This window comes from Microcystis sp. LE19-131.1A, from assembly GCF_027532015.1.
Lineage (GTDB): Bacteria > Cyanobacteriota > Cyanobacteriia > Cyanobacteriales > Microcystaceae > Microcystis > Microcystis ichthyoblabe_A.
The window spans coordinates 1-8,422 of the sequence record NZ_JAPZSS010000056.1 but is presented as its reverse complement, the minus strand read 5'-3'; the positions used below and the strand labels follow the sequence as shown (position 1 = coordinate 8,422).

Annotated in this window: 12 protein-coding genes; 4 read left to right on the top strand and 8 right to left on the bottom strand. The window is 42.4% G+C overall.

Annotated features, from left to right (window positions below):
- Positions 1-315 precede the first annotated feature (315 nt).
- The 3 genes from O9323_RS05105 to O9323_RS05095 all read right to left on the bottom strand — a co-directional run bounded on the left by O9323_RS05105 (position 316) and on the right by O9323_RS05095 (position 1,858).
- Positions 316-723: a hypothetical protein gene (locus O9323_RS05105; protein WP_149106371.1), complete on the bottom strand. Its 408-nt coding sequence runs from the start codon at positions 721-723 to the stop codon at positions 316-318.
- Between the two features lie 3 nt (positions 724-726).
- Positions 727-1,125, bottom strand: coding sequence for a hypothetical protein (locus O9323_RS05100; RefSeq protein ID WP_002746868.1), 399 nt, complete (start codon positions 1,123-1,125; stop codon positions 727-729).
- A gap of 118 nt (positions 1,126-1,243) precedes the next feature.
- Positions 1,244-1,858 carry a DUF1349 domain-containing protein gene (locus O9323_RS05095; RefSeq protein WP_002734072.1) on the bottom strand — a complete coding sequence of 205 codons (615 nt, stop codon included), beginning with the start codon at positions 1,856-1,858 and terminating at the stop codon, positions 1,244-1,246.
- Between the two features lie 509 nt (positions 1,859-2,367).
- On the opposite strand from O9323_RS05095, the gene O9323_RS05090 reads away from it, so the two are divergent.
- On the top strand, positions 2,368-2,787 hold the full coding sequence (locus tag O9323_RS05090; RefSeq protein ID WP_002774526.1) for a XisH family protein: 420 nt from the start codon (positions 2,368-2,370) through the stop codon (positions 2,785-2,787).
- Positions 2,772-3,074 (top strand): element excision factor XisI family protein, encoded by a 303-nt coding sequence (locus O9323_RS05085; protein ID WP_004158929.1) that lies wholly within the window; start codon positions 2,772-2,774, stop codon positions 3,072-3,074. Before O9323_RS05090 ends, O9323_RS05085 begins: the two co-directional genes overlap by 16 nt.
- Before the next feature lie 112 nt (positions 3,075-3,186).
- Here the strand turns inward: O9323_RS05085 and O9323_RS05080 are convergent, their stop codons facing one another.
- From O9323_RS05080 to O9323_RS05060, 5 genes are all read right to left on the bottom strand, one after another.
- Positions 3,187-3,435, bottom strand: a complete 249-nt coding sequence (locus O9323_RS05080; RefSeq protein ID WP_223210887.1) for a DUF5615 family PIN-like protein — start codon at positions 3,433-3,435, stop codon at positions 3,187-3,189.
- A gap of 108 nt (positions 3,436-3,543) precedes the next feature.
- Complete coding sequence (locus tag O9323_RS05075) at positions 3,544-3,675, bottom strand: DUF433 domain-containing protein (RefSeq protein WP_004158936.1); 132 nt, start codon at positions 3,673-3,675, stop codon at positions 3,544-3,546.
- Positions 3,676-3,947: 272 nt separating this feature from the next.
- Positions 3,948-4,385, bottom strand: coding sequence for a type II toxin-antitoxin system VapC family toxin (locus tag O9323_RS05070; RefSeq protein ID WP_004158938.1), 438 nt, complete (start codon positions 4,383-4,385; stop codon positions 3,948-3,950).
- Positions 4,373-4,588, bottom strand: a complete 216-nt coding sequence (locus tag O9323_RS05065; RefSeq protein ID WP_002746864.1) for a hypothetical protein — start codon at positions 4,586-4,588, stop codon at positions 4,373-4,375. The genes O9323_RS05070 and O9323_RS05065 overlap by 13 nt, the downstream gene beginning before the upstream one ends.
- 240 nt (positions 4,589-4,828) lie before the next feature.
- Complete coding sequence (locus tag O9323_RS05060; RefSeq protein WP_288124773.1) at positions 4,829-5,578, bottom strand: NYN domain-containing protein; 750 nt, start codon at positions 5,576-5,578, stop codon at positions 4,829-4,831.
- Positions 5,579-5,841: 263 nt separating this feature from the next.
- On the opposite strand from O9323_RS05060, the gene O9323_RS05055 reads away from it, so the two are divergent.
- Positions 5,842-6,741, top strand: coding sequence for a J domain-containing protein (locus O9323_RS05055; protein WP_149106372.1), 900 nt, complete (start codon positions 5,842-5,844; stop codon positions 6,739-6,741).
- A gap of 90 nt (positions 6,742-6,831) precedes the next feature.
- On the top strand, positions 6,832-8,286 hold the full coding sequence (locus O9323_RS05050) for a serine/threonine-protein kinase (RefSeq protein ID WP_004158941.1): 1,455 nt from the start codon (positions 6,832-6,834) through the stop codon (positions 8,284-8,286).
- Positions 8,287-8,422: the final 136 nt, after the last annotated feature.

Below are 8,422 nucleotides of genomic sequence, written 5' to 3'. Positions count from 1 at the left end.
CCCTTATCCTGACTTGATTTCAGTTTTTTCTTTGTCAGTAAGGGTGTCAACAAGGAATATTACAGATTGTTAACCGAGTCTTGAAAGCCATGTGCGACAAAGGTTTAAAATGTTAAGAAAGATGTGACTAAAGGACAGCTTATCAAGGGGGGCAGGGGGGATCGAACCTAAAATACATTTTTAATTTAATTATAACCAGCTACTTAGCTTATAATCATTGACTTGAATCAATGACCATGGTGTGTTCCCCAAAATCGATCGCTGCAGCGGTAGGACTCGCATCAGGGAACGAATCTTACTAAATCGGCGATCATACTATTCCCAAGTTAGAGTTATACCTTCTAGGTTACATACTCTCTGAATAGTTTCTAGTTTACTCTCAGTCAATTTCCCAAATAGGTGAACTCTCATTTTATGCTTGGGATAATACTGTCCATAACTCTTGATTTGCCCGATCGCTGATTTCCAGCCTTTTGTATTTTTAACTTCAATTATTTCCGTATTACTTAAGACATCTATTCTACCTACCTTATCAATGTAAACCTCGGTTTTTCCTCCTAATTCTCTAGCCAGTTCGTCCCGATACCAAGCCTCTGTCCCCTTTACAGGAGTATTTATCTCCGGCTCAATAACTATACCATTAACCTGATTAATAAAGTCCCGAATTGCTCCTCTTACTAATTTTTGGGCAGCATTGGGGGAATGTCTTTTCCGTTTAGCCATTACTTACTCAGTGAATAATTTAGAGATCCCATATCCAGCCAAACCAATTACTGCTCCTACTGCCGCTACGGGAGCCATCGTCACTGCAACTGCCGTCCCTCCTACTGCTAATCCCATACCTCCAACTAATGCTGATATACCGGCTCCAGCACCCGCACCAATTGCCGCTGCTCCAATTGCCGTTGCGTCTTGTTCTTCTATTGCTTTCTTGGTTCCGTAAACTGCCGTGCCGACCACTGCTCCTGCTGCTGCTACTGGAGCCATACCGACTCCTAGAGCAGTTCCTCCTACAGCAAGTCCCATACCGCCAACTACTGCCGATGCACTAGCTCCAATCGCTGTACCCACTCCCACTGAAATCATTGCTTCTTGAACTTCTTCTGGCTTATTTTTGTCCGTCATTATTTTTTGCCTCATTAGCTTTGGGTAATTATGAAACTCTAGCATAAGACAGACAAGCCGTGAACCACAACAAGCCAGGCGTTAAGGCGCATAAGTGCCAGTCGGGTGCATACGGTTGTTAGCTGGCTTCCGGTATTGCCAGCCACTGATTGTCTGAGATTTCCAAGGTTTTGAAACAACAGCGAAACGCTTTGCCTATCGGGCTGCAGGCATACACTCCGATTTGGCAATCGTCGGCTATCTTGTGTAAGTGTGTGATCCGCATTTGCAGCCAAGCCTGCCCATCATAAGAATTCTCTAGCAGAAAATCGCTCCCCCGTTTACTGATGCGATACCACATTTCGCGGTATCGTGAAGAAATGTCTTGCGTTGCCCAATCAGAATATCCCAAATTGGTCACCACAGAACCAAGCCGACTAGCTTGTTCGCTTTCATATTCCGTGGAAACTTTTATCCAATTCTGACTGTCAATCCGCACCATTAGGCCACATTGATCATATTTTTCCCGAGGCTGAAATTCTACTTGGGTCATTAGGGAAAAATCGCCAACTTGTCGCATCAATAAGCAATGCCCATCGTCTCTTTGAAAACCATAGTGTGTGTTTTGCCAAAAATCAGTTTTTTCATCTGTAGAAATTTCCAAGCCATTACCCAAACGATAATGCGTCGGCTCGTTGAGCCAGTAAAAATCATCTGACAATGCTGGCTGTAAAAAGTTTTCACTAAGTCGCATAATATCGCTCCTAATCAGATACATCGTGATATTACGAGGCCAGCTAACCATTGATTATACAGAAACTTTCCGAATAACCAGAGTAAGGATATGGGGAAACTTTCGGCATATGACCCCGTTTTGTGGATTTCTGACAATCAGCTGAGATACAAAGAACTTTTCAGCGACCCTATCACTAATTCTTCAATCTGACTGCACTTCGTAACAAAAATTTACAATTATTCGACGGCACTCGCACTCCCGTCCGTCGCTGTGCCTAGATGTTTTTAGCTTATTATCATTTGCTTAAATCAATGTTTAAGGAACACACCCTACCAGATCTGCACTGAGTTCCGTTGTTGCCTTGTTAGGATTAGGAGGATTAAGGTTAGTCTCTAGCCTGACCAAGCGAAAATAGAAATAGTAGGGTGAGCATTGCCCACCTTACCGCTTTTTCGGTCATAATAAATCCGAATTAGGGCGAACTGTAGTAGAATAGAAATCGAACCTCTTAAGCAGGGTTTATAAGGATGTCCAGACGAGACGATCTACATTTATCATTACGTCATACTTTAGAAAAAGAGGGTTGGAAAATCACTGATGATCCTTTAATTCTAACCTTAGAAAAAACCTTGCTTAAAGCTGATTTAGGAGCAGAAAAGTTTTTTGCTGCGGAAAAAGAAGATCGTAAAATTGCCGTAGAAATCAAAGACTTTGATACGCCTTCAGTTATCAGTGAATTAGAAAAAACAATAGGACAACTTCAATTATACCAATGGGCTTTAGATTCACAAGAACCTGAAAGAAAACTTTTTTTGGGCATTAGTCAAGCGGTTTATTTAAAACACTTCAAAAAAGCTATTTTCCAACTGGTTATTAAACGTAATAGAATCAATTTAATTATTTATAATCCTCAAAAGGAGATAATTTGCGAATGGATAACACAGTAAACTATGCCGATATTCTGACTCAAGTTATCAGAAAAGAGTCTGCGATGCAACCTCGATTACAAACCCTTAAAATTACCCCAGTTTGTGATCCAGAATCAGGCAACTTTTTAATAATTATGACTGGTTGGGAAAAAGAAGCATGGACTAACACAATTTTATTTCACGCTCGTTTATTGAAAAATAAAATTGTCATTGAAGATGATAATCTTGAAGAAGGATTAACAACCAATTTAATTCAGGCTGGGATTCCCCCAGAAGATATTATTACTGGACTTTCCCTAGAGTAAGGCAGGCATTACCCACCTTAGCGATATCGCAATGAATGTTAGGAAAAATTATCTAAATGCTTCAATTCTATCTAAATAGACATTAACTAATTTATGTTCAATAACCAAAGCTTCAACTTCTGGCCAAATACGAGCTAAAAACTGATGAAATTCTCGTTTTCGTATATTGCCAAAACGGAGATGTACTACTTTGGGTGCAAAAAAAATTAAGCATTAGTTGATCGGAAAAGTCTGTATCTTTCGTAACAATAACCAGTTTTTTATCCTTTGCATATTGCCAAATTTCCGTATCCCTTGGACTTCTCCCTAAAAATGATCGGTAAAGATGGAGTGAAGAGGATTTTAGCTGGTAAATTTTCATCAAAGAAAAAACCATTCATGCAATTTTTCTGACTTCATAGTGATTCGCCATCAATCTTGCTGCAAATTGCATACAGGCATAAATATCTTCTCGATTCAGAGAAGGATATTATTCAAGGACTTCTTCAATAGAATCCCCTGCTCCTAAAAATTCCATAACTGTTTGCACCGGAATTCGGGTTCCAGCTATAACAGGTCTTCCATTACAAATATCTGGATGGATATGGATACGACTTTCCATTAAGGTTTTGTTACCTCTTTGATGACCTTAAGTAAACTTATTATACCCTTTCATGGTAATAGGTGAGGATGTTGGGGTTCCTGAAAATCGATCGCTCCAGCGGTAGGACTCGCATTAGGGAACGCACCCTACCATATCTGCACTTCGTAACAAAAATTTACAACCCCATCATAAGCGATCGCACTCTCGTCGCTGTGCATAGATGTTTTTAGCTTATTATCATTTGCTTAAATCAATGTTTAAGGAACGCACGCTACCAGATTGGTGTACTGTTACAGAGCATCCAAAACCAAAACTTTTAAATCTGGGACAGCAGCTAAACGGGCATCATTGGTCAAGAAAAACATAGCACCTTCTCCCATAGCAGTGGCAATCTGGATTGCGTCTGGAGTTCGCAAGTTTTGTCTTGCTCTTAACTGGGCGGCAACTTCGGCAATCTCAACAGAAATAGGTACTGTAATTAAGTTTTCTTGATCGAGAAGAATATGACGATACTGGCAGGCAAGTTCTACATTACCTGAGCGTAATGGATGCACCAAAACTTCCGTCAGCGTCAACGTAGAGGTAACAACTTGAAACTCGCCTCGACTTAGCGCCCCAAAAAAGGCACGCACAAGCCCTAAATATACCTGATTTTGCTCGATCAGGTAAATGAGTGGCGCGGTATCCAAACCCACAACTTGACCTTGTAGTTGCATCAGCCATTCCATGAGGCACGTTCCTGATTAACGTACTCTTGAGCATCAAGTCCATTCCAGATTTCTTTTCCTAGTCCTTCTAGTTCCATAATGCTATGCTTGGGCTTAACAAGCATAGGGCGACGTACCATTACAGCTAACTCTTTTAACAAGCGAAGTTGCTCGTCTGGGGTGAGATTCTCAACTTGCCGGCGAACATCTTGATAGGTAGTCATGCTCTTTACTCCCTGTTTCTTCTATTAATCATGTCATATTGCCCACAGATCACGGCTCCAAAAAGTAAGGTAAAATGCCCCCATATTTGTCTATATCCGATCGCACTCCCGTCCGTCCCTGTGCCTAGACGTTTTTAGCTTATTATCATTTACTTGAATCAATGACCATGGTGTGTTCCCCAAAATCGATCGCTGTAGCGGTAGGACTCGCATGAGGGAACGCATCCTACTAGATCTGCACTACGTTTTTGGAGTAGTGCCATTCTTTTGCTTGCTCCTCACGAAGACTGCCTTATTTTTTCGCTGAATCTCGAATAAGTCAATAGCCTCGAACAGGCCACTCAACTTTGCATATCCGTAGTTGCGTGGGTCAAAAGATGTCTGATTTGCTATGTGTCCGCCAATCTCTGCCAAATTCGACCAACCATCATCGTCTAGAGTGCTAGAAACAGCGCCCCTCAATAAACTGATTAATTTGGTGTCTTGCTTCAACTCTTTACCAGTTTTCTTCACACTTGCAGAAACTTTGGAAGTCTCCTCAGAATTTACTGCTTGATCAATAGTTTCTAGGTATAAAAATGTTGAACACGCATAAACAAAAGGCAATGGTGTTTTCTTCTCGCCAAATCCATAGACTTTTAAGCCATTTGTCAAAATTCGCATCACTAAAGGAGTAAAGTCACAATCGCTCGACACGATTGCAAAAGCATCCAACTGTTGTGTATACAGCAAATCCATTGCATCAATAATCATTGCAGCATCAGTAGCATTTTTGCCCTTCGTATAGTCGAACTGTTGGACGGGGCGAATAGCGTATTCATGCAAACACTCCTCCCAGGCTTTCAGCGCAGGACTTTTCCAGTTTCCGTAAGCCTTACGAATATTGGCAACTCCATACTTTGCAATTTCAGAGATGATCGCCTCAATTTTTGATGCAGGGGCGTTGTCTGCATCAATCAGCAGCGCAATTTTTGATTCTGATTGCCGCATATTGCTCCAGGTGTGCTGATCACTTTAATTTTTGAACTCGAACAGACACTCTTCAAGTATGCCCCAACCGATAACCTAAGCCATCCAACTATTAATTATAAAGAAACTTTCCGAATAACCGGAGTAAGGATGTGGGGAAACTTTCGGCATATCACCCCGTTTTGTGGATTTCTGACAATCAGCCGAGATACAAAGAACTTTTCAGCGACCATAGCACCAATTATAATTCTTCGGGTAACTGAGCAGACTAACTAAAAGTTGCGATGGCGGAGCAAATTCTTTCTCTACTCTTGTACCTAATTCTCATTTTAACGGCTTTTTGGTTTATTAGCCCCCAAAAAAAGCCCCGTAGTCATCCCGCCTATCATCTTGCTTGTTTACTAGAAGATGCTCCTGAAAGCTCTTTAAAGGGTCAATTTTATCCCCTGGCTACTCCCTTGGCTACCCCGATCGCCTGTACTGTTCCCCAGGTGTGGCGTAGTATATATAGGCAGTCTCTGGCAAAACCGGATGTTAATTATTGGCAATGGCGCGGTATGCCCGAAAATGAGCAGTTTTGTCGGGAATTACGGGAATTATTGCGATTAAATCCAGCTAGAGGTTACGCTAAGGAAATTCTGGAAAGTCTCGCCTTGGGTCAAGATCCTTTTTATCATCTTTACTGGGATCTAAAAGCGATCGCTCATGGTAACTTTAACACTATCGGGACTAATAAACTAGCTGAGGGCAGATTTGCCCAGCGAGATTTGCGAACTCATCAGCAGATGCGGAGGGATTTTCGTCAATGGCATTTACAAGCTTGTCAACAGTTGGGAAAAGAGCGGGTTAAAGCAGTTTATCGGCGGTGTTATGGGTCAGATTGGTCATTAATCGCCCAAATTCTCTATCCTTCGCCCCGTTCCTTGGCCGTGATGATTATAGAGTCGGCTAATCCCGTTTGGTGGCGAGTTTTGGGGATTACTCCTTTTACCACGACTAGCCGGATTGAGAACAATTATAAAACTCTCTTGTGTTATTGGCATCCCGATCGCAATTCCCATCCCAATGCTACAGAAATCACCGCCCATCTTAATCGCGCCTACGATTGTTATCAAGGTTTTCAGGAGATGAGTAGTCAAGATAATGCACCTTTGTGGACGAAAATCCGTCGCTGGATTCCTTAGACTTGACTCTAGTTTTTCCCTTGACTTTTTCCTTAACGAAAGAATGTTAGTCTAGGAACAATTTATGACCACGCTTGCACTCTCAGGGTAATGAATCTAGTGCTTTTAAACAATCGCTACCAAATTGTTAGCACCCTTGCTAGGGGGGGATTTGGGGAAACTTATATCGCCATCGATACGAATATGCCTTCTCAACGGCGCTGTGTGATTAAAAAATTGCAGCCGGCTATTCAAAGTGAGGAGATGCCAGAATGGTTAAAAGAACGTTTTCAGAAAGAAGCAAGCGTTTTAGAGGAATTGGGAGAGCAAAATCGCCAAATACCCCGTTTATACGGTTATTTTGCCCAAGATAATCATTTCTATCTGGTGCAGGAATGGATTGAAGGGGAGACACTAACCCAAAAACAGCAACGACAGGGAAATTTATCTTCCTCAGCAGTGCGGACGATTTTAGAGAATTTGCTGCCTGTTCTTGATTTTATTCACAGTCGCCGCATTATTCACCGGGATGTGAAACCCGATAATATTATCTTAAGAAATAGTGATAATTTGCCCGTTTTAATCGATTTTGGGGTAATGAAAGAGGCAGTGGCCACCTTACTCGATCCTACGGGAAAAAGTGCCTATTCGATCGCCCTTGGCACCCCCGGTTATATGGCTTCGGAACAGGCTGCCGGGAGACCGGTCTTTTCTAGTGACCTTTATAGCTTAGGCTTAACGGCGATTTTTTTATTAACGGGAAAAACTCCCCAATATCTAGAAACTGACTCGCGCACGGGGGAAATTCTCTGGCGACAGGAGGCAGAAAATGTTAATCCTAATTTAGCTATGGTAATCGATCGAGCGATCCGTTTTCATCCCCGGGATCGGTTTGCTACTGCCAGGGAAATGTTAGCAGCTTTGGCAGAAATATCCCCGGATTTGTCCACCCAACCAACTATCGCGGTTTCTCCCCATAGTCCCCGATTAAAGTCCTCTACACCCCAAAAACCAACCGTCTCCCCCACTGTGGTTATTCAACCCAATTCCGGGGAAAAAAAGAATCCTTGGCTGCGGATTTTGCTGATTTTTGCGGTGACAATTGGAGCTTTTGCCCTGGGATATCGGGGATTTATGGCTCTTTTACCCAAAAATGAGGAAATCAAACCATCACCAACCCTCGAACCTTCTCCTAGTCCTGAAATCATTCCTCCTCCCTCCCAAGATTTTCCCCCTATCCGACGACCTTCTCGCCGACGGACTCCCATTTATTCCCCAACTCCTACCCCATCCCCCACTCCTACCCCAGAGGTGATTCCTAGTCCAGAAGTGACTCCAGAATTAACTCCTAGTCCCACCCCAGAAGAAGTAATTCCTATTCCTGTTCCTCTTCCTGAAACAGATCCGAGTCCTCAAGTTTCTCCCCTTCCTTCCCCTTCGCCTTCGCCTTCGCCTTCGCCTTCTCCTGTTCCAGAGGTGATTAATCCCCCGGTTAATGAGGATAAAATTGAACCGATTGCTCCTCCTGTTTTATCACCTTCTCCTCCTGAAGAAAATAGTAATTAGGGTTTGCTGAATAATGGTAAAAACCTTACAGGAAAGGGCTTTTAGCTTGATTGAGAGCTTCCCAAATGCACTTAAATCTGCTAGAATCTCTTAAAACCCTTGCATCACCCTTGCATCACCCTTGCATCTTCTCTAA

Bases quoted from the DNA above. Each gene is read 5' to 3' on its own strand.
- O9323_RS05105 (WP_149106371.1), bottom strand. From the start codon at position 723: ATGGCTAAACGGAAAAGACATTCCCCCAATGCTGCCCAAAAATTAGTA.
- O9323_RS05100 (WP_002746868.1), bottom strand. From the start codon at position 1,125: ATGACGGACAAAAATAAGCCAGAAGAAGTTCAAGAAGCAATGATTTCA.
- O9323_RS05095 (WP_002734072.1), bottom strand. From the start codon at position 1,858: ATGCGACTTAGTGAAAACTTTTTACAGCCAGCATTGTCAGATGATTTT.
- O9323_RS05090 (WP_002774526.1), top strand. From the start codon at position 2,368: ATGTCCAGACGAGACGATCTACATTTATCATTACGTCATACTTTAGAA.
- O9323_RS05085 (WP_004158929.1), top strand. From the start codon at position 2,772: ATGGATAACACAGTAAACTATGCCGATATTCTGACTCAAGTTATCAGA.
- O9323_RS05080 (WP_223210887.1), bottom strand. From the start codon at position 3,435: ATGAAAATTTACCAGCTAAAATCCTCTTCACTCCATCTTTACCGATCA.
- O9323_RS05075 (WP_004158936.1), bottom strand. From the start codon at position 3,675: ATGGAAAGTCGTATCCATATCCATCCAGATATTTGTAATGGAAGACCT.
- O9323_RS05070 (WP_004158938.1), bottom strand. From the start codon at position 4,385: ATGGAATGGCTGATGCAACTACAAGGTCAAGTTGTGGGTTTGGATACC.
- O9323_RS05065 (WP_002746864.1), bottom strand. From the start codon at position 4,588: ATGACTACCTATCAAGATGTTCGCCGGCAAGTTGAGAATCTCACCCCA.
- O9323_RS05060 (WP_288124773.1), bottom strand. From the start codon at position 5,578: ATGCGGCAATCAGAATCAAAAATTGCGCTGCTGATTGATGCAGACAAC.
- O9323_RS05055 (WP_149106372.1), top strand. From the start codon at position 5,842: ATGGCGGAGCAAATTCTTTCTCTACTCTTGTACCTAATTCTCATTTTA.
- O9323_RS05050 (WP_004158941.1), top strand. From the start codon at position 6,832: ATGAATCTAGTGCTTTTAAACAATCGCTACCAAATTGTTAGCACCCTT.